Below are 17417 nucleotides of genomic sequence, written 5' to 3'. Positions count from 1 at the left end.
TTCAGCTCTTGGGCTGAAGCCGCGCCGCCAGGCTGGAGGTGTCCCAGCGATTGCCGCCCATGGCCTGGACCTCGGCGTAGAACTGATCGACCAGGGCCGTCAGGGCCAGGCGCGCCCCGTTCGACAGCGCCTCGTCCAGAACCAGGCCCAGGTCCTTTCGCATCCAATCGACGGCGAAGCCGAAGTCGAAACGGCCCTGGGCGGCGGTCTTCCAGCGATTGTCCATCTGCCAGCTCTGGGCCGCGCCCTTGGATACCGCCTCGAAGACCGCGTCCGTATCCAGGCCCGCGACCTGGGCGAAATGGACCGCCTCGGCCAGGCCCTGGACCACGCCGGCGATGGCGATCTGATTGACCATCTTGGTCAGCTGGCCCGAGCCCGCCGGCCCCATATGTTTGATCGCCTTGGAATAGGCCGTCAGCGCCGGTTCCACCCGGGCCAGGGCCTCGGCCTCGCCGCCGGCCATGACGCTCAGCTGGCCGTTTTCTGCGCCCGCCTGACCGCCGGAGACCGGAGCGTCGATGAAGACGCGCCCCGCCTCGGCCGCGGCCTGGGCCATTTCCCGCGCCAGTTTGGCCGATGTCGTGGTGTGATCCACGATGACCGCCCCTTCGGCCAGGTGCGGCAGGGCCTCGGTCACGACCGCCCGCACGTCGTCGTCATTGCCGACGCACAGGATGAAGAGCTCCGCCCCCTGCGCCGCCTCCGACACGGTCGCGGCCGCCCGCGCGCCCACGGCCTCGGCCCAGGCCTGGGCCTTGGCGGGGGTGCGATTGAAGCCGATGACCTGATGGCCGGCGTTCACCAGGTGACGCGCCATCGGGGCGCCCATGACCCCCAGGCCGGCGAAAGCGATCTTCATGGCAGGCTCCCGTGTTTCCGCCTTGGACTAGGCTGGGTCGCCCCAGGGTTCAACCCAGGCTGGGGGTCAACGGGCGGTTAACCTTGCCGCGTCATGCTGGCGCGAACTTGCCGGGGTGCGTCCATGTCCGTGAGCGATCGTCCGATCCTCATCAAGAAGGTGAAAAAGGTTTCCGGCGGAGGCCACCACGGCGGCGCCTGGAAGGTGGCCTATGCAGACTTCGTGACGGCCATGATGGCCTTCTTCCTGCTGATGTGGCTGATCAATACGACCGACCCGGAACAGAAGAAGGGCATCGCCGAATATTTCGCCCCCGCCAGCGTGTCCGAAACCACCTCGGGTTCGGGCGGCCTTCTGGGCGGCACGGCGCTGGGCGACGACGGTCCCAAGAGCTCGGGCTCGCAGTCGGTCATCGAACAGCTGGCGCCCGAGGCCCCGCCGGAGACGAGCAACACCGGCCCCAGCTCAAACCTCACCTCCGCCAGCGACGCCGCCCTGCAGGCCGAAATCCAGAAGCGCGAGGCGGCCGAGTTCGCCAGTGCGGCGGAATCGCTGCGCCAGGCCATGCAGTCGATGCCGGAACTGGCCGAACTGTCCAAACAGCTGATCGTGGACCAGACGCCGGAGGGGCTGCGCATCCAGCTGGTGGACCAGGAAGGCCGGTCCATGTTCGACAACAACTCGGCCCGCCCCAATGCGCGGGCTCAGGTTCTGCTGCGCGCGGTCGCCAAGGTGATCAACCAGCTGCCCAACCGCATCTCCATCACCGGCCACACCAGCGCCACGCCAGGGTCGAACCGCGCCAGCGGCCCGGCGGACTGGACCCTATCCTCCGAACGGGCCAACGGCTCGCGCCTGGTGTTGCAAAGCGCGGGCGTGGACCCCGATCGGGTCTATTCGGTCGCCGGCAAGGCGGGCTCTGACCCCCTCTATCCCGACGATCCCAGCCTGCCCGGCAACCGCCGCATCGCCATCGTCCTGCTGCGCGAGGCCCCGGTCCTGCCTATGGACACCTCGCTGTGATCCTGAGCGGCTGTGGCGCCCTGGCGCTTGCCGCCGAGCGCTCAATCGCGCCAAATCGCGGCATGAGCGTCAGACCGTCCTATTTTGGGCCAGATCGGGTGCGGACCTAGAGTCGTGACCCAACATGTGCCGACACGCCAGCTCCGGTTCTTCATGACCTCGGTCGCCCCGTGTCCCTATCTGCCGGGCAAGACGGAACGGAAGGTCTTCGCAAACCTCCCCTTTTCGGACGGCGCCCACGTCAATGACGAACTGACCCTGGCGGGTTTCCGCCGCAGCCAGAACATCGCCTATCGCCCCGCCTGCGAAGCCTGCGACGCCTGCGTCTCCGTCCGCCTGCCTGTGCCGGACTTCGCCTTCAGCCGCTCCCAGCGCAAGGTTCTGGCGCGCAACGCCGACCTGACGCGCGCCCTGGTCGAGGCCGAGGCCACGACCGAACAGTTCCAGCTGCTGCGGCGCTATCTGACCAGCCGCCACCCTTTGGGCGGCATGAGCGATATGGGCTGGCTCGACTATGTCGCCATGGTCGAGGACACGGCCGTGCGCACCCATCTGATCGAATACCGCCTGCCGTCCGACGACGGCGGGCCCGGCGACCTGGTCGCCGTGACCCTGACGGACCTGCTCAGAGACGGCCTGTCCATGGTCTACAGCTTCTACGATCCGCGCCTGGAACGCCGCAGCCTGGGTCGGTTCGCCATCCTCGACCATGTGCGCCAGGCGGCCCAGGTGGGCCTGCCCTTCGTCTATCTGGGCTACTGGGTCCGGGGCTCGGAGAAGATGGACTACAAGGCGGACTTCCGCCCCCTCGAGGTGCTGGGCAAGCTCGGCTGGAGCCGTTTGGAAGCCTGACTCGCACCCCGAAGCAGCGCCGTCCTATCTGAACTTCCGCAATCCCCTCGGCCCCTGGCGACCGGCCCCGGCGCGCTTGCCCAGCCAGTCCTTCCAGTCGGGCCAGTTGCGCCGCCGTCCGCCGCCGTCGGCCCACTCCGGCCCCTGTTCGGCGTTGAAGACCGTCACATCGGCCAGGCCGCCCTGTTTGAAGCTCTGCAGCTTCACCCCCTTGCCGCGCCCCATTTCGGGCAGGTCCGCCAGGGGGAAGATCAGGGTCTTGATGTTCTCGCCGATCGTCGCGACGTAATCCCCCACAGGACTGGTCGGCACGCGCAGCATGGCCAGCATCTCGCCGTTCAGCACCTGTTTGCCGCCCCGCTTCTGGGCCAGGGTGTCGTCCTCGGGCGCGATGAAGCCGTAGCCGGCCTTTGAGGCGATCAGCAGTTTGCCGCCTGGCTGGTGCGCCAGCAGATTGATGATCTCGGCCTTCTCGTCCAGATCGATCATCAGCCGTAGCGGCTCGCCGTGGCCTCGACCTGAGGCCAGCTTGTCCGCGCCGATGGTGAAGATCCGGCCGTCCGACGCCCCCACCAGCAGCTTGTCCGTCGTATAGGCCGGAACCAGATAGGCCAGCTTGTCGCCTTCCTTGAACTTCAGCTCCGACGGGTCCTCGACCTTGCCCTTGGCGGCGCGGATCCAGCCGCGCTCCGACAGGATGACGGTGATGGCCTCGCGCGGGATGAAGGCCTCGGGAGCCACGAAGGCCGAAGCGTCGACCGCCTCGCCCATCGTCGTGCGCCGCGGCGAGATCAGCGCCTTGCGCACCGCCTCAAGCTCTTTGGAAACAGCCTTCCACTGCTTGCCTTCCGACGACGTAAGCGCCTTCAGATTGGCAAGTTCTTCCGACAACTCCTTGAATTCATTCTCGATCGTCATCTCTTCCAGACGCGCCAGCTGCCGCAGCCGGGTGTCGAGGATGAAGTCAGCCTGGACCTCGGTCAGGCCGAAGCGCGCGATCAGGACGGCCTTGGGCTGTTCCTCCTCGCGGACGATCCGGATCACCTCGTCCAGGTTCAGGAAGACGATGCGCAGGCCTTCCAGCAGGTGCAGCCGCTTCTCGACCCGGGCGATCCGCCATTGCGACCGTCGGTTCAGCACCTCGCGCCGGTGATCCAGGAAGGCCTTGAGACAGGCCTTCAGCCCCATCACGCGCGGCGTGCCGTCGGCGTCCAGCACGTTCATATTGATCGGGAAACGGACCTCGAGATCGGAAAGCTTGAACAGACTTTCCATCAGCATTTCAGGCTCTATGGTCCGATTCTTGGGCTCCAGAATCAGGCGAATGTCCTCCGCCGACTCGTCGCGCACATCGCCCAGCAGGGGCGCCTTCTTCTGCTCGATCAGGTCGGCCAGCGCCTCGATCAGGCGCGACTTCTGCACCTGGTACGGCATTTCGGTGACGACGATCCGCCAGACGCCGCGGCCCAGGTCCTCGGTCTCCCAGCGCGCGCGCAGCCGTACCCCGCCCCGGCCCGTCTCATAGGCGTCCAGAATGGCTGCGCGGCCTTCGACAGCCACGCCGCCGGTGGGGAAGTCGGGTCCGGGGACCAACTGCACCAACTCGTCCGTGGTCGCCTCGGGTCGCTCCAGCAACAGCTGACAGGCGTCGATCAGTTCGCCGACATTGTGCGGCGGGATGGAGGTCGCCATGCCCACGGCGATGCCCGAAGACCCGTTGGCCAGAAGATTGGGGAAACCGGCCGGCAGGACGACCGGCTCCTCGTCCTGATCGTCATAGGTGGGGCGGAAATCGACCGCGTCTTGGTCGATCCCCTCCAGCAGCAGGACGGCGGCCGGGGTCAGCTTGCACTCGGTATAGCGCATGGCCGCCGCGCTATCGCCGTCGATATTGCCGAAGTTCCCCTGGCCGTCGACCAGCGGATAGCGCTGCGCGAAGTCCTGGGCCAGGCGGACCAGGGCCTCGTAGATCGAGGCGTCGCCGTGCGGGTGGTACCCGCCCATGACCTCGCCGACGACCTTGGCGCATTTGCGCGCCGCCGCCTGCGGGTTCAGCCGCATCTGGTGCATGGCGTACAGGATGCGCCGGTGCACGGGCTTGAACCCGTCCCGAACGTCGGGAAGGGCGCGGTTGGTGATGGTCGACAGGGCGTAGGCCAGATAACGGCGGCTGAGCGCCGTCTCCATCGGCTCGTCGATGATACGGCCGCCTTCCGGCGGCGGAGCGTGGATCGTCATGGGCAAGCGAATCGGGGATCGGAGGCGCGAAGTCTAGCCCGTTCGACACCGACAGGTCGTCTATCTGTGGGAGATAATCCCCGGCAGAGGTAACCGAAGACGTCTATCCGTCGTATCAGAGCGAACGACAGCCCCCAGGCCCGCTCCATGATCCTGTTTCTCGTCTCCTATCTGGCCGGCGTCCTGACCATCGTCAGTCCGTGCATCCTGCCGGTCCTGCCCTTCGTCTTCGCCCGGGCTGACCGACCGTTCGTCCGTAACGGCCTGCCCCTGCTGGCGGGCATGGCCCTGACCTTCGCCGGGGTGGCCAGTCTGGCGGCCCTGGGCGGCGGCTGGGCGGTGCGGGCCAACGAGGCGGGGCGCTGGATCGCCCTGACGGTCATGGCGGCGCTGGGCCTCAGCCTGCTGATCCCTGCGGTGGGCGACCGGCTGATGCGGCCCTTGGTGGCGGCCGGGTCATGGTTGACGGACCGCGCGGAGCGGGGCGCCGGCCCCCAGGGCGATGTCCGTTCGTCCCTGTTGCTGGGCGTAGCGACCGGGCTGCTCTGGGCGCCCTGCGCGGGTCCGATCTTGGGGCTGATCCTGACCGGCGCGGCCCTGCAGGGCGCGGGCGTCGGCTCCACCGTTCTCCTCCTGGCCTATGCGGCGGGCGCCGCCACCTCCCTGGCCCTGGCCCTGCTGGTCGGGGGGCGGGTGTTCAAGGCCATGAAGGGCGCGCTCGGCGTGGGGGAATGGGTCAGGCGCGGTCTGGGCGTTCTGGTTCTGGCGGGGGTGGTCGTCATCGGCCTGGGTCTGGACACCGGCCTGCTCACCCGCATCTCGGCCGGCAGCACCGGACGGCTTGAACAGGCCTTGCTGAGCGGCATCGGTCGGGGCGTCCCAACGAACTCAGCGCCGACCGACCTTGCCAACCTGCCGGTCGAGGGGACCATGCCGCCCCTGACCGGCGCCGTCACCTGGATCAACTCCCCGCCCCTCACGCCCGATCAGTTGCGCGGCAAGGTGGTGGTGGTCGACTTCTGGACCTACTCCTGCATCAACTGCCTGCGCGCCCTGCCCTATGTCCGCGCCTGGGCCGAGAAATACAGGGACCAGGGCCTGGTCGTGATCGGCGTCCATACGCCCGAGTTCGCCTTCGAAAAGTCCGAGGCTAATGTTCGAGAGGCCGTGAACCGTCTCGGCGTGACCTATCCGGTCGCCATGGACAACGACTTCGCGGTCTGGCGCGCGTTCAGGAACCAGTACTGGCCCGCCCACTACTTCATCGACGCCCAGGGCCGGATCCGCCACCACCATTTCGGCGAGGGCGACTACGACGGCTCCGAACGGGTCATTCAGCAACTGCTGAAAGAGGCGGGCGCCGCCGACGTCGCCTCTGACCTGGTTCAGGTCCAGGCCCAGGGCGCCGAGGCCGCCGCCGACATGGCCCAGCTCGCCTCGCCCGAGACCTATGTCGGCTACGCCAGGGCCGAGAATTTCCGCTCGCCCGGTGGTTTCGCGCGCGACGCCGTCAAGACCTATGGGCCGGCGGCCTTGCGGCTGAACGACTGGAGCCTGGCGGGCTCCTGGCGGGTGACGCGGGAACACGCCGCCCTGACGGCGCCGGGCGGACGCCTGGCCTTCCGGTTCAAGGCGCGCGACCTGCATCTGGTCATGGGGCCGGGTGAAGGCGCCGCCGGGCTACGCTTCCGGGTCCGGATCGACGGCGCCCCGCCCGGACCCGACGCGGGATCGGACATCGACGCCCAGGGCCAGGGCCGCGTCGATCGCCAGCGTCTGTATCAGCTGATCCGCCAAGCCGGCCCGGTGCGGGAACACACGTTCGAGATCGAATTCCTTGACCCCGGCGTCCAGGTCTTCGCCTTCACCTTCGGCTAGAGCATGCCTCAGTCCGCCGCCGCCGGCACGATGGTGACGCTCTCGCCGCAGCCGCAGGCGTCGGTCTGGTTGGGATTGTTGAAGACGAACTTCGACGACAGGCGGGTCTTCTCATAGTCGATCTCGGTGCCGATCAGGAACAGCACCGCCTTGGGCTCGATCAATATGGTGACCCCCTTGTCCTCGACCACCTCGTCCAGGGGGCCGATCTCATCGGCATAGGCGAAGGTGTATTCCTGGCCTGCGCAGCCGCCGTTCTTGACCCCGATCCGCAGGCCGATGTGGCTGTTGTCGGCCTTGTCCAGGATTTCGCGCACGCGCGCGGCGGCGGCGTCCGTCAGGGTCACGACCTTGGGGCGCGGGCGGCGGGGACGGGATGTGGTTTGAAGTTCGCTCATCAGAACATGTTCAGGGCCAGCTTGGCCTCGTCGCTCATCTTGGAGGCGTCCCACGGCGGGTCGAACACCAGATTGGCCTTGGCGCTGCGAACGCCCTCCACCTTCTCCACCGCCGTCTCGACCCAGCCCGGCATTTCGCCGGCGACGGGACAGCCGGGCGCCGTCAGGGTCATGTCCACCACCACGTCGCGGTCGTCATTGACGTCCACCCGGTAGATCAGCCCCAGCTCATAGATATCGACCGGGATTTCCGGATCATAGACGGTCTTCAGCGCCTGAATCAGATCGTCGGTCAGCTGATCCAGCTCGGCCTGAGACAGGGCGCTCTTCTGCGGCTCGGCCCAGGCTTCCTTGAAGGCGTCGCTGTCTTGAATAGGGTCGTCTGTCATGGCGTTACACGAAGAAGTTCCGCGCCTTGATCAGCGCATCCACGAAGGCGTCGGCATCCTCCACGGTGTTATATAGGGCGAAGGAGGCGCGGGAGCTCGACGTCACCCCCATTCTTTTCGCCAAGGGCTCGGCGCAGTGCAGTCCGGCCCGCACCGCCACCCCGTAACGGTCCATGATCTGGGCCACATCGTGGGCGTGGGCGCCCTCGACGGCGAAGGTCAGGATCGCGCCCTTGCCTTGCGCCTGCCCCAGGATCCGCAGCCAGTTCTGCCCCCGCAGGCGATCAACCGCATGCTGGTACAGCGCATGCTCATGCGCCTGAACCGCTGCCCGATCATATTGGGTCAGCCATTTCAGCGCCACGCCCAGGCCGATGGCCTCCAGGATGGGCGGCGTCCCCGCCTCGAACCGATGAGGCGGCTTGGCGTAGGTTACGCGGTCCTGCTCGACCGTCTCGATCATCTCGCCCCCGCCCTGATAGGGCGGCAGGGCCTCCAGCGCCTCGGCCTTGCCGTACAGGGCGCCGATGCCGGTCGGGGCGAACAGTTTGTGGCCGGTCAGCACATAGAAGTCGCAGCCGATGGCCTGCACGTCCGGCGCCGCATGGACGGCGCCCTGGCAGCCGTCGATCAGCACCTGAGCGCCCGCCGCATGGGCCAGGCGGCTGATCTCCGCGACCGGATTGATGGTGCCCAGCACGTTCGACATATGGGTGACCGCGACCATCCGCGTCCTCGGCCCCAGCAGTTCGGCGTAGGCCGCCATGTCCAGAGAGCCGTCGTCCAGCACCGGAATCCATCTGATCACCGCCCCGCGCCGTTCGCGCAGCAGATGCCAGGGCACGATGTTGGAGTGATGCTCCATCTCCGAGACGATGATCTCGTCACCCGGCTGGATTTGAAGCCCCAGCCCATTGGCCACCAGATTGATCGCCTCGGTGCCGCCCTTGGTCCAGACGACCTGTTCGGGGCTCTCGGCGTTCAGGAAGCGGGCCACGATCTCGCGCGCCTTCTCGAAGGCCTCGGTCGCCTCGTTCGACAGGGTGTGCAGCCCGCGGTGGACATTGGCGTAGCCGCCCTCCATCGTCGCTGTCAGGGCATCGATCACCGCGCGCGGCTTCTGGGCCGAGGCCGCATTGTCCAGATAGACCAGCGGCCTGCCGTTCACCTGTCGCGACAGGATCGGGAACTGCGCCCGGACGGCATAGGGATCGAAGGTAGTCACAACCGAGCCGTCAGCCATTCCCGCGCCACCTCTCTCGCGCCCTCATGCTCGATCCGGTCGATGACCTCGATCAGGAAGGCCTGGGTCAGCAGGGCGCGGGCTTCCTCGGCCGGAATGCCGCGCTGCTCCATGTAGAACAGGGCGCTCTCGTCCAGCGTCCCCACCGTATTGCCGTGGGCGCACTGCACGTCGTCGGCGTAGATGATCAGTTCCGGCTTGGCGTCGATCTCGGCCCGTTCGGAGGCGATCAGGGCGTGGTGCCCCATCCGCGCATCCGTGCCGTCGGCCCCGCGCTCGACCACGATCTTGCCCTGGAAGACGCCCCGCGCCGTGTCGCGCGCCACGCCCTTGATCAGCTGGCTGGTCGCGCCGTCATGCTCCAAGTGCCGCACCACGCTGGTCAGGTCGGCGTGGCGCGATCCGTTCAGCAGATAAAGACCGTCGGCCTGGACCTGTGCGCCCTGGGCGAAGTGGGAAATCCGGGTCTCGATCCGTTGCAGCCTGGCTCCGGTGGCGATGACGGTCTGGCGATAGACGCCGCCCGCCTCGACCTTCACATGGGCCTCGGACACGGAAATGGCGTCCTCCGGCTCCTCGACCAGGACGACGCGCGTCACCTCGGCCCCGGCCGCCACATCCAGCTCCAGCGTATTGTGGGCGACATAGGCCGAGCCCGCCCCCTCATGCGTCTCCAGCAGCAGCAGTTTGGCGCCCGCCCGCGCCGCCACCCGCGCGCTCGCCGTATGGCCCGTGCCCACGGCGTCGGAGATGTAGCGCAGCCGCAGCGTCTGCTCGCCCGAGGCGATGAAGTCGGTCACGCCCACGGCCCGCCCGTTGGCGAAGACGACAGCCTCGCCGCCCAGGTCATAGAAGGGCCCCGGCGCGCCCACCGTCGCCGTGCCGGACAGCTCAGGCGCCTCGCGAAGATACCGCTTCAGATCGCTGTATTTCCACGCCTCATCCCGCCGCGACGGAAAGGTCGAGGCGTCGGTCAGGTCGATGGCGAAGGTCGCGCTCACGCCGCCCCCTCAAGCACCGGCGGCAGGTATTTGTCATACCCCTCCGCCTCCAGCTGCAAGGCCAGTTCCGGCCCGCCCGAGGCCACGATCCGCCCCCCCGCCAGCACATGGACCCGGTCCGGTTTGATATAGTCCAGCAGGCGCTGATAGTGGGTAATGACCAGCATGGCCCGATCGGGCGAACGCAGGGCGTTGACCCCTTCGGACACGATCCGCAGGGCGTCGATGTCCAGCCCCGAATCCGTCTCGTCGAGGATCAGCAGCGACGGCTCCAGCAGGGCCATCTGCAGGATCTCCATCCGCTTCTTCTCTCCGCCGGAGAAGCCGACGTTCAAAGGACGTTTCAGCATGTCGAAGTCCATCTTCAGGCTTCGGGACGCCTCGCGGACCAGCTTCAGGAAGGCCGGCGCCGCCACCTCCTCCTCGCCCCGCGCGCGCTTCTGCGCATTCAGCGCCGTCCGCACGAAGGTCAGGGCCGGGACGCCGGGAATCTCGATCGGATACTGGAACGACAGGAAGACGCCCTTGGCCGCCCGCTCGGCCGGCTCCAGCGCCAGCAGGTCCTCGCCCGCCCATTCGACCGCGCCTTCAGTCGCCTCATATCCGGGCCGGCCCGACAGGGCGTAACCCAGCGTCGATTTGCCCGCGCCGTTCGGCCCCATGATGGCGTGCACTTCCCCCGCCGGCACTTCGAGCGTCAGCCCCTTGAGGATCGGCTTGTCGCCGACGGAGACGTGGAGGTTGGATATAGTCAGCATCGTCAAACAGTCTCTTCCAACGGCAGGATCGCGCCTTCGGGCATTGTCCAATTCGTGGGGATATGGTCAAAATCGCCACCGCATATCGTCCGGCCGTCCGGCCCGAATGCGATGAATATCCAGCGAGGCGGATCGGGAAAGCCGTGCCAGACGCGCTCCATCAGAATCCAGCTCTCGTCATCGGTCTCGACAGCCGCGACGAGAAAGTCCGCGTACGTTTTCAGCGTCCTGTGAGCTTCAAACGCCTTTTGCTCGGTTGACGTCGGCGTCCGCCATTCAACCGTACGCCTCAGGCGCTCGTTGGCGCGCTTGTCGTTCATCAGGCCTGATGACGGCGCCCCCTTCGTGACCTTGTTGGCGAACCCCGCCCGTCGATCCGTCATCCGACCGAGCCTTCCAGACTGATCGCCACCAGCTTCTGCGCCTCGACGGCGAATTCCATCGGCAGCTCCTGCAGCACGTCGCGGACGAAGCCGTTGACCAGGAGGGCCACCGCCGCCTCCTGCGACAGGCCGCGCTGCTGGGCGTAGAACAGCTGGTCGTCCGACAGGCGGGTCGTCGTCGCCTCGTGCTCCAGCTGGGCCGAGCCGTTGCGGGCCTCGATATAGGGGATGGTATGCGAGCCGCAGTCCTTGCCGATCAGCAAGGAGTCGCACTGGGTGAAGTTTCTCACCCCCGTCGCCTTCGGATGCACCGAGACCAGGCCGCGATAGGTTGAGTCCGACCGACCCGCCGACACCGCCTTGGCGATGATCCGCGACTTGGTGTTCTTGCCCAGGTGGATCATCTTGGTGCCGGTGTCGGCCTGCTGACGCCCGTTGGTGATGGCGATGGAATAGAACTCGCCCGAGCTGTCGTCGCCCTTCAGGATGCAGGACGGATATTTCCAGGTGACGGCCGAACCCGTCTCGACCTGGGTCCACGACACCTTCGACCGGTCGCCCCGGCAATCGGCCCGCTTGGTGACAAAGTTGTAGATGCCGCCCCGCCCTTCCGCATCGCCGGGGTACCAGTTCTGGACCGTCGAATATTTCACCTCGGCGTCGTCCAGCGCCACGATCTCGACCACGGCCGCATGCAGCTGGTTCTCGTCGCGCATCGGCGCGGTGCAGCCCTCAAGGTACGAAACGTAGCTGCCCTTGTCGGCGATAATCAGGGTCCGTTCGAACTGGCCGGTCTGGCTGGCGTTGATGCGGAAATAGGTCGACAGCTCCATCGGGCATCGCACGCCCGGCGGGATGTAGACGAACGACCCGTCGGAAAAGACCGCGCTGTTCAGGGCCGCGAAATAGTTGTCCGAGACCGGCACCACCGATCCCAGATATCGCCGCACCAGCTCGGGATGTTCGCGCAAGGCCTCGGAGATCGGCATGAAGATCACGCCCGCCTTGGCCAGCTCCTCCTTGAAGGTGGTGACCACGGACACGCTGTCGAACACGGCGTCCACGGCCACGCGCGGGGCGCCCTGCACTCCCGCCAGAACCTCCTGCTCCTTCAGCGGAATGCCCAGCTTCTTGTAGACGTCCAGGATCTCGGGATCGACCTCGTCCAGCGACTTCGGCCCTTCCTTCTTCTTCGGCGCGGCGTAGTAGAACAGGTCCTGATAATCGACGGGCTCGTAACGAACCGCCGCCCAGGTCGGCTCCTCCATCGCCAGCCAGCGCTCATAGGCGGCTAAGCGCCATTCCAGCATCCATTCCGGCTCGCCCTTCTTCTCGGAGATGAAGCGCACGATGTCGGCGTTCAGACCCTTGGGCGCGAACTCCTGCTCCACATCCGAGGTGAAGCCGTACTTGTACCGTTCCAGTTCGGCGACGGTGTCGATGGTTTCCTTGACGGCGGCCATCAGGCGACCTCTCTCACGCGCGCGGCGGCGCGTGCCTTGTGTTTGGTCCAGGCGTCCACCCAGGCGTCGGCGAACCGCGCCCAGTCGCCCTCGGTCGTGCCCCAGCCGCCGGAGACGCGCACGCCCCCCGTGGCCAGCCTATTCAGTCCCATGGCGCTGATCGTCTTGGACGGCTTGACCTTGCCCGAGGAACAGGCCGAACCGGCGGACACCATGATCCCGGCCAGATCCAGGGTGATCAACTGTTGCGGGCTGTCCCAGCCCTCGACGGCCAAAAACAGGGTGTTGGGCAGGCGATCGGCGCCCTCGCCGATGATGGTCGCCCCGGCCGCCTTGACCCGCGCCTGGGCGGCGTCACGCCAGGCCGCATGCGACGCGACAGTCTCCAGATCGCGCGCGGCGCAAACGGCGGCGACGCCGAATCCGGCGATGCCCGGCCCGTTCTCGGTCCCGGCGCGCAGGCCCCGCTCCTGCCCCGCCCCGTGCAGGATGCGCACGCCCGACACGCCTTCCTTGAAGACCAGGGCGCCGACGCCTTGGGGACCGCCCAGCTTGTGCGCCGACAGGGTCAGGCTGTCCGCCCCCAGAGCCCGCATATGGACAGGAATCTTGCCCGCCGACTGGATGGCGTCGACGTGCAGCCAGCCGCCGGCGGCCCGCACCAGGGCCGCCGCCTCCGCGATCGGCTGGATCACGCCGCTTTCATTGTTCGCATGATGGATGGCGACCACCGCCCGACCGGGCCGCGCCAAGGCCTCGGCCAACCAGGCCAGATCGACCACCCCGTTCGCATCGACCGGCAGAATCTCGACCGGCGCGCCTGCCGCCGCCGCCGCCTCGGCCACGCACGGATGTTCGGTCGCCGACACGATCAGCCGTTCGCACCCGGCCGCCAGGGCGCTGGCGATCGCTTGCGCATTGGCCTCGGTGCCGCCCGAGTTGAACACCACCGCCGTCGGATCGGCGCCGACCAGTTCGGCGACCTGGGCGCGCGCCGTCTCGATCCGCGCCCGCGCCCGCCGGCCGGCGGCGTGGACCGCCGACGGATTGCCGTTGTCGGCCAGGGCCTTGGTCATGATCTCCAGAACCTCGGGCCGCACCAGCCCTGAGGCGTTGTAGTCCAGATAGACCGCGCTCATGCCGCCGCCTCCACCGCCACGGGCGGATCGACATGCTGGCGTCGCCGGCCGGTGCGGTTCATCACCACATCCTCCAGCGAAACCCCGGCCAGATAGCGATGGATCTCGTCGCCCAGATCTTCCCACAGATTGTGGGTGATGCAGCGCTCGCCGGCCAGCATGCAACCCTTGGGTGTTCCGTGCGCCACACACCGGGTCGCGCGGATCGGCTCGTCCACGGCCAGCACGATTTCCGCCACCACCGTCTCATCCGCCCCCTTGGCCAGGCGATAGCCGCCGCCGGGCCCGCGCACGCTCTTGACCAGGCCGCTCTTGCGCAATCTGGCGAACAACTGTTCGAGGTAACTCAGCGAAATCTCCTGCCGCGCGGCGATCTCGGCTAAGGAAACCGCCCGGATTTCCCCGCCCGCGCCGCGTCCATTCTTCGCCAGATCGGCCATCGCCATGACGGCGTATCGTCCCTTGGTCGACAGACGCATATCGCACCTTCAAAAATTGCGCGCTTTCCGGGGCTCTTGTGTTAGAACCCGCGCCTTCGCAAAGGCGGCGCGCTTGCGGAGGGACTTAGAAAGTCCCACCTCCGCGGTCAAGTATTACGCTCGCGCGAAATGACAGTTGAACGGATTCCAGAGCCCCTATGCCTGAAGTCATCCTGCCCGGCGCCTCCGGCCGCATCGAAGGCCGCTATTCTCCGGGCAAGCGCCCGAACGCCCCGATCGCCCTGATCCTGCACCCGCATCCCAAGGCGGGCGGTCATATGAACAATCCGGTCGCCGTCACCCTGCACCAGCTGTTCCAGCAGCGCGGCTTCGCCACCCTGCGCTATAATTCGCGCGGCGTCGGCAAGTCGCAGGGCGAGTTCGATTCCGGCATCGGCGAACTGGCGGACGCGGCCACGGCGCTGGACTGGCTTCAGGCCAACAACCCCGGCGCCAGCCAGACCTGGGTCGCGGGCTATCAGTTCGGCGCCTATATCGGCATGCAGCTTCTGATGCGTCGGCCCGAGACCGACGGCTTCATCTCGGTCTCGCCCCCGTCGAACATGTACGACTTCAGCTTCCTGGCGCCCTGCCCCGCCTCGGGTCTGTTCCTGCACGGCACGGCCGACACCATCGTCCCGCCCGTCGAGGTCGAGCGGGTGGTCAACAAGCTGCGCACCCAGAAGGGCATCGTCATCGACTATGAGCTGGAAGAGGGCGCCAGCCACTTCTGGCAGGATCATATGGCCGCCGTGGATCGCCGCGTCGGCGCCTATCTGGACAAGCGGCTGGAAGAAAAGCCGGCCTGATCGTCAGGCCGGCCTCTCGGTTCACCCGGGCTTGGCGTCTGATCGGGTCCGCCACAGCGAATAGCCGACGCCCGCCGCCAATATGGCCGCCGTCACGCTCAGCGAGACGGCGGGCGGGATCTTGTCCAGTCCCATCAGGGGCGCGGCGATCACCTTGCCGCCGATGAAGATCAGCAGCACGGCCAGGGCCTGTTTCAGATAGGCGAAGCGGTGGATGACCGCCGCCAGGGCGAAATACAGCGCCCGCAGGCCCAGAATGGCGAAGATGTTCGAGGTGTAGACGATATAGGGGTCGGTGGTGATGGCGAAGATGGCCGGCACCGAATCCACCGCGAACACCACGTCCGCCAGTTCGATCATCACCAGGGCGAGAAACAGCGGCGTGACGTGCAGCGCCGTCCGGCCCGTCTTGTTCGGCTGACGCACGAAGAAGGCGTGCCCATGCAGGGTCTCCGTCACCGGCAGGCGGCGACGCAGCCAGGCCAGCAGCCGATTGTCGGCGATGTCCTGCTCATTCTCGTGACGGGCGGCGAACATCTTGATCCCGGTGAAGACCAGGAAGGCCGCGAACAGATACAGCACCCACTCATAGCGGCTGACCAGGGCCGCCCCGCCTGCGATCATCAAGGCCCGCAGGACGATCACCCCGACGATGCCCCAGAACAGCACCCGGTGCTGGTAGATGCGCGGTATGGAAAAGGCCCCGAAGATCATGGCGATGACGAAGACATTGTCCATCGCCAGGCTTTTTTCGATCGCAAAGCCGGTCAGATATTCCAGCCCCTTTTCCGACCCCAGCTCCCACCAGACGAAGCCGCCGAACGCCAGGGCGATCGCAATGTACATCGAGGACAGCAGCAGGCTCTCGCGAACCCCGATTTCATGATCCTTGCGGTTCAGCACGCCCAGGTCGAGCGCCAGCAGCAGGGCCACGATTCCAATGAAGCCGACCCACATCCATGCGGGCTTGCCCAGCCATTCGGCCAGCAGAAAATCCACGTCTACCTCCATCAATGTCGAGAGGCGGCCGACATCACGATCGGGAGGGATCGCCAGAGGGGCCCGGATCGCCGCCTCTTATGGCTAAGATAGAGCCGAATGCGCGTCAACGGGCGCGACAAACGGTCTCGCCGGGTCCACATAGGGGCCAGTGGAACCCTGCCGATAACGCCTCGCTAGATCCCCATGACGCAAACCGCTTCCTCCTCCCCTGCCGCCGCGCCGCGGCCCGTTCATGACATCGTCATCATCGGCGGCGGCGCAGGCGGGCTTGAGCTGGCCGCGCGCCTCGGCCGTCGGTTCGGTCCGCGCGAGGGACGCCGGCGCGTCCTGCTGATCGACCGCTCCATCTTCCACCTGTGGAAGCCCAGCCTGCATGAGGTGGCGGCCGGATCGCTGGACAGCCATCAGGAGGGGCTGTCCTATCCCGTCCTGGCGCGCCGCAATCATTTCAGCTTCGCCTTCGGCGACCTGACCGGGCTCGATCCGGCGAACAAGACCCTGACCCTGGGTGAAATCCGCGATCAGGACGGCGCCGTGCTGGTCGCCCCGCGCACCCTGGCCTTCAACACCCTGGTCCTGGCGATCGGCAGCGGATCGAACCTGTTCAACACGCCGGGCGCCGCCGAACACGCCCATCTTCTGGAAGACGTCGCCGACGCCGAGGCCTTCAACAAACGTTTGACCAGCGCCTTCCTGGCTGCGGCCTATTCGGATGATCGCAGGCTGAGCATCGCCATCGTCGGGGCCGGCGCCACGGGGGTGGAGCTGTCCACCGAACTGATCGAAGGCCATGACGAACTGTCTGCGGGTCTGACGCCGGACCAGAGGTTCGACATCGACGTCACCATTGTGGAGGCCGCGCCCCGTATCCTGGGCGGTCTTCCGGAACGGGTTTCGACCAAGGCGGCCCAGGCCCTGGAGGCCAAGGGGGTGAGGCTGCTGACCGACGCCAAGGTCCAGGCCGTCCATGCGGACCGGCTGGAGACGTCCAGAGGCGCGGTTCCCGCCGACCTGATCGTCTGGGCCGCCGGGGTCAAGGCCGCCGAGACCAACCGCGACCTCGGTCTGACGACGGGACGTCTCAATCAGTTCGTCGTAGACGACCGGCTGCGGACCTCCGCGCCCGACATCTACGCCCTGGGCGACTGCGCCGAAGCGCCAGGCCCCGACGGGCGCCCGGTCCCCGCCCGCGCCCAGGCCGCCGCCCAACAGGCCGCCTATCTGGCCCAGGCCCTGGCGGACCCGGCTCGCGATCCCGGCCCCTATGTCTATCGCGACCGGGGGTCGCTGGTGTCGCTGGGCGGGGACCGGGGCGTGGGATCGCTGATGGGCAATCTGAGCGGGCCGAACTTCCTGATCGAGGGGCTGATCGCCAAATGGGCCTATATGGCCCTGCACCTGGACCACCACCGGGCCATTCTGGGCGTCCGTCGCACCGTCATCCTGGCCTTGTCACGGCTGCTGCACCGCCGCGTCTCGGGTCGGCTCAAGCTGCACTGA

17 protein-coding genes are annotated in these 17417 nt (G+C 67.2%); 5 read left to right on the top strand and 12 right to left on the bottom strand.

The window, feature by feature from the left end; all coding sequences use genetic code 11:
• Position 1: 1 nt before the first annotated feature.
• The gene (locus tag JMT67_RS02250; protein ID WP_201462577.1) at positions 2-862 is read right to left on the bottom strand and encodes an NAD(P)-dependent oxidoreductase; all 861 of its coding nucleotides are present in this window, start codon (positions 860-862) and stop codon (positions 2-4) included.
• A 123-nt stretch (positions 863-985) separates the two neighbouring features.
• Between JMT67_RS02250 and JMT67_RS02245 the strand changes: the two genes are divergently transcribed.
• Together JMT67_RS02245 and JMT67_RS02240 are read left to right on the top strand one after the other, a co-directional pair.
• Positions 986-1885, top strand: coding sequence for a flagellar motor protein MotB (locus JMT67_RS02245; RefSeq protein ID WP_201462576.1), 900 nt, complete (start codon positions 986-988; stop codon positions 1883-1885).
• Between the two features lie 114 nt (positions 1886-1999).
• Positions 2000-2737, top strand: coding sequence for an arginyltransferase (locus tag JMT67_RS02240; protein ID WP_201462575.1), 738 nt, complete (start codon positions 2000-2002; stop codon positions 2735-2737).
• 24 nt (positions 2738-2761) lie between these two features.
• Here the strand turns inward: JMT67_RS02240 and parC are convergent, their stop codons facing one another.
• Complete coding sequence (gene parC, locus JMT67_RS02235; RefSeq protein WP_201462574.1) at positions 2762-4975, bottom strand: DNA topoisomerase IV subunit A; 2214 nt, start codon at positions 4973-4975, stop codon at positions 2762-2764.
• 147 nt (positions 4976-5122) lie between these two features.
• Here parC and JMT67_RS02230 point away from each other — a divergent pair, with 147 nt between their 5' ends.
• On the top strand, positions 5123-6853 hold the full coding sequence (locus tag JMT67_RS02230; protein ID WP_201462573.1) for a cytochrome c biogenesis protein DipZ: 1731 nt from the start codon (positions 5123-5125) through the stop codon (positions 6851-6853).
• Between the two features lie 8 nt (positions 6854-6861).
• Here JMT67_RS02230 and JMT67_RS02225 read toward each other — a convergent pair whose 3' ends face one another.
• From JMT67_RS02225 to JMT67_RS02185, 9 genes are read right to left on the bottom strand one after another with little or no spacing between them, the layout of a single operon-like run.
• On the bottom strand, positions 6862-7251 hold the full coding sequence (locus tag JMT67_RS02225) for a HesB/IscA family protein (RefSeq protein ID WP_201462572.1): 390 nt from the start codon (positions 7249-7251) through the stop codon (positions 6862-6864).
• Positions 7251-7640: an SUF system Fe-S cluster assembly protein gene (locus tag JMT67_RS02220; RefSeq protein ID WP_054765630.1), complete on the bottom strand. Its 390-nt coding sequence runs from the start codon at positions 7638-7640 to the stop codon at positions 7251-7253. The genes JMT67_RS02225 and JMT67_RS02220 overlap by 1 nt, the downstream gene beginning before the upstream one ends.
• A gap of 4 nt (positions 7641-7644) precedes the next feature.
• On the bottom strand, positions 7645-8883 hold the full coding sequence (locus tag JMT67_RS02215) for an aminotransferase class V-fold PLP-dependent enzyme (protein WP_201462571.1): 1239 nt from the start codon (positions 8881-8883) through the stop codon (positions 7645-7647).
• Positions 8862-9884 carry a Fe-S cluster assembly protein SufD gene (sufD, locus tag JMT67_RS02210; RefSeq protein WP_201462570.1) on the bottom strand — a complete coding sequence of 341 codons (1023 nt, stop codon included), beginning with the start codon at positions 9882-9884 and terminating at the stop codon, positions 8862-8864. The genes JMT67_RS02215 and sufD overlap by 22 nt, the downstream gene beginning before the upstream one ends.
• Positions 9881-10642 (bottom strand): Fe-S cluster assembly ATPase SufC, encoded by a 762-nt coding sequence (gene sufC / locus JMT67_RS02205; RefSeq protein WP_183216093.1) that lies wholly within the window; start codon positions 10640-10642, stop codon positions 9881-9883. The genes sufD and sufC overlap by 4 nt, the downstream gene beginning before the upstream one ends.
• A 2-nt stretch (positions 10643-10644) precedes the next feature.
• Positions 10645-10962: a hypothetical protein gene (locus tag JMT67_RS02200; RefSeq protein WP_201462569.1), complete on the bottom strand. Its 318-nt coding sequence runs from the start codon at positions 10960-10962 to the stop codon at positions 10645-10647.
• 59 nt (positions 10963-11021) lie between these two features.
• Positions 11022-12488 carry a Fe-S cluster assembly protein SufB gene (gene sufB / locus JMT67_RS02195; protein WP_201462568.1) on the bottom strand — a complete coding sequence of 489 codons (1467 nt, stop codon included), beginning with the start codon at positions 12486-12488 and terminating at the stop codon, positions 11022-11024.
• The gene (locus JMT67_RS02190; RefSeq protein ID WP_183215642.1) at positions 12488-13627 is read right to left on the bottom strand and encodes a cysteine desulfurase family protein; all 1140 of its coding nucleotides are present in this window, start codon (positions 13625-13627) and stop codon (positions 12488-12490) included. Before JMT67_RS02190 ends, sufB begins: the two co-directional genes overlap by 1 nt.
• Positions 13624-14106 (bottom strand): Rrf2 family transcriptional regulator, encoded by a 483-nt coding sequence (locus JMT67_RS02185; protein ID WP_054765622.1) that lies wholly within the window; start codon positions 14104-14106, stop codon positions 13624-13626. Before JMT67_RS02185 ends, JMT67_RS02190 begins: the two co-directional genes overlap by 4 nt.
• 158 nt (positions 14107-14264) lie before the next feature.
• Between JMT67_RS02185 and JMT67_RS02180 the strand changes: the two genes are divergently transcribed.
• Positions 14265-14915, top strand: a complete 651-nt coding sequence (locus JMT67_RS02180; RefSeq protein WP_054765621.1) for an alpha/beta hydrolase — start codon at positions 14265-14267, stop codon at positions 14913-14915.
• Positions 14916-14936: 21 nt separating this feature from the next.
• On the opposite strand, the gene JMT67_RS02175 is transcribed toward JMT67_RS02180, so the two are convergent.
• Positions 14937-15914 carry a TerC family protein gene (locus JMT67_RS02175; RefSeq protein WP_233455763.1) on the bottom strand — a complete coding sequence of 326 codons (978 nt, stop codon included), beginning with the start codon at positions 15912-15914 and terminating at the stop codon, positions 14937-14939.
• A gap of 186 nt (positions 15915-16100) precedes the next feature.
• On the opposite strand from JMT67_RS02175, the gene JMT67_RS02170 reads away from it, so the two are divergent.
• Positions 16101-17417, top strand: coding sequence for an NAD(P)/FAD-dependent oxidoreductase (locus JMT67_RS02170; RefSeq protein WP_201462566.1), 1317 nt, complete (start codon positions 16101-16103; stop codon positions 17415-17417).

This window comes from Brevundimonas aurantiaca, from assembly GCF_904830995.1.
Classification (GTDB): Bacteria; Pseudomonadota; Alphaproteobacteria; order Caulobacterales; family Caulobacteraceae; genus Brevundimonas; species Brevundimonas aurantiaca.
This window is presented reverse-complemented; position numbering and strand designations above follow the sequence as displayed.